This window comes from Polaromonas sp. P1_E3, assembly GCF_056405935.1.
Map to the genome: position 1 here is coordinate 1 of NZ_JBFUBD010000415.1, position 2,244 is coordinate 2,244.

A 2,244-nucleotide genomic window follows, 5' to 3' on the forward strand; every position below is an offset into this window, starting at 1 on the left:
GTTTTTAACAATGCCGGTGTCGGTTCGGGCGGCCTGATCTGGGAAAACAGCGTCAAGGACTGGGAATGGGTGCTGGGCGTCAACGTCATGGGCGTGGTCCACGGCGTGCGCATCTTCACGCCGATGATGCTGGAAGCCGCCGCCAAAGACCCGGCCTGGCGAGGCCACATCGTCAACACCGCCAGCATGGCCGGCCTGCTGAATCCGCCCAACATGGGCGTCTACAACGTCAGCAAGCACGCCGTGGTTTCCTTAAGCGAAACCCTGTACCAGGACCTGGGCCTCGTGACCGACCAGGTCGGTGCCTCGGTGCTGTGCCCGTTTTTTGTCGCCACGGGCATTGGCATGAGCCACCGCAACCGCCCGGCCGAACTGGGTGCGGAAAAGCCCACCAGGAGCCAGATGATCCAGCAGGCCATGACCGGCAAGGCGGTCGGTTCCGGCAAGGTGAGCGCCGCCGATGTGGCGAAACTGGTGTTTGACGCCATTGCGAAGAACCAGTTCTACATCTACAGCCACCCCAAGGCCATCAACTCCGTACAGACCCGGCTTGAAGATGTACTGCAGGCGCGCAACCCGACGGATCCGTTTGCCGACAAGCCTGAAATTGGCCAGCAACTGAAAGCCGCGTTGCGCGGAGCCTGATGCGCCGCGGCTGCCTTGCGGTTATCAGCCTGATGCTTGGCTTGGCGGGGGCGGGCGCGCTGGCGGATCAAATGAAAGTGGCGAAATGTCCGGACGGAAAATTTGCCGACGGGACGGAGCGGGCAGGGGATATCAGTCATTGCGTGGTGATTCGCAGGCTGGCGCCTGACGCAGCCACCGCCGCAACGCCAACCGCGCGCGCCAGGTTCAAAGTCCTGGTGGTCTTTCTGCACGGCGACAACGGCGGGCGCATTGAACTGAAGGCCGACAGCGGTACGGCCGCCATGCTGACTGAAAAGCTTCAGGCCGTCACCATTGCCATGCAACGGCCCGGCTACCGCAGTGGCCTGGGCGTGTCAGACGGTCAGTCCGGCGCCGGAGACGACGACTACACGTCCGAGAACGTCGAGATTGTTGCCGCCGCACTGAGCAACCTGCGCAACCTTCATTACGACAAAAAGATCCTGCTGATCGGTCATTCGGGCGGCGCGGCCATGGCGGCGCTGGTCGCCAGCCGCTTTCCCGGCAGCGCCGACGCCTACCTGCTGGCCGCCTGCCCCTGCGATGTGCCGGCATGGCGGCAATGGCGCAGCAGCTCTGCGGGCAAGTCCGGTGCCTGGAGCCGCAGCCTCTCTCCGCTGGCTGAAGCGGAAAAAATCAGCTCCGGTACGCTGATCAGCATGGTGGTCGGCAACAAGGACGAAAACACCTTGCCCCAATTCAGCGAGGCCTATGCAAGGGCGCTGCAGGCGCGCGGCGTCAAGACCCGGGTCACGTATGCAATGAACGCCACCCACGTGTCGGTGCAGCGCGCACCGGAGTTCTTCATGCTGGCGGGTGAATTGGCGGACAAGCTGTCGAAATAGCGCCGCTGCGCTATCCTTGGCCACCCCCTATTTACCGCTGTTTTCACGGCTTTCGATGATGTCCAAACTCATTTCCCGACTTTCCCTGGTTGCCACCATCGCCGCTGGCTTGCTGCTTGCAGGCTGTAATGACGCGCCTGGCACCGCAGCCGGCAGTCCACCGGCAAAAGCGGCCACCGAACCAGTGTCCGTCGCCGCCATTGAAGCCGGCGCGAAAGGCTTTTCAGCCGGCGCCTTGATGAGCAAGCACACGGTGTATGTGTTTTTCGACGCGCAATGCCCGCACTGCGGCGCACTGTGGGAAGCAGCAAAACCGCTGAAGTCCCAAGCCAGGTTTGTCTGGATTCCTGTCGGCCTGCTCAACGCCGCCAGTACCTCTCAGGGCGCCACACTGCTGGCAGCCAGCGACCCGGTGGCCGCCATGGACGAGCATGAAACCTCGCTTCAGGCCCGCCGCGGCGGCATCAGTGCGGCCAGCAACATCGACGCGCAAAAAGAAGCCGTCACCAAAAACACCGAGCTCATGACCAGGCTGGGTTTTGCCTCGATTCCTACCATCGTCGGAACCCACGCGCAGACTGGCGCTACGGTGTCTCAGGAAGGCTCATTGCCAACGGCAGCGCTGGCCACCTTGCTGGGCTTACAGCCTCCGGCAGCGCAGTGATCTGGATTTACCGCGAAAAGTGGCTGGAACCCAATAAGGACGAGCGCAACCAGCTATATACTTGATAGC

Annotated in this window: 3 protein-coding genes; all 3 read left to right on the forward strand. The window is 62.5% G+C overall.

From position 1 onward, the window contains the following. A partial coding sequence (locus AC1D0Z_RS19970; RefSeq protein ID WP_477659912.1) for an SDR family NAD(P)-dependent oxidoreductase occupies window positions 1–645 on the forward strand: 645 nt, incomplete at its 5' end. Between the two features lie 71 nt (window positions 646–716). Further along, window positions 717–1,511: an alpha/beta hydrolase family protein gene (locus tag AC1D0Z_RS19975; protein ID WP_477659913.1), complete on the forward strand. Its 795-nt coding sequence runs from the start codon at window positions 717–719 to the stop codon at window positions 1,509–1,511. A gap of 58 nt (window positions 1,512–1,569) precedes the next feature. After that, a complete protein-coding gene (locus AC1D0Z_RS19980) occupies window positions 1,570–2,175 on the forward strand; it encodes a thioredoxin fold domain-containing protein (protein WP_477659914.1) in 606 nt (201 codons plus the stop codon). Window positions 2,176–2,244: the final 69 nt, after the last annotated feature.

What these genes read in the sequence shown, in the direction of transcription:
- AC1D0Z_RS19975 (WP_477659913.1), top strand. Translation starts at nt 717, where the DNA reads ATGAAAGTGGCGAAATGTCCGGACGGAAAATTTGCCGACGGGACGGAG.
- AC1D0Z_RS19980 (WP_477659914.1), top strand. Translation starts at nt 1,570, where the DNA reads ATGTCCAAACTCATTTCCCGACTTTCCCTGGTTGCCACCATCGCCGCT.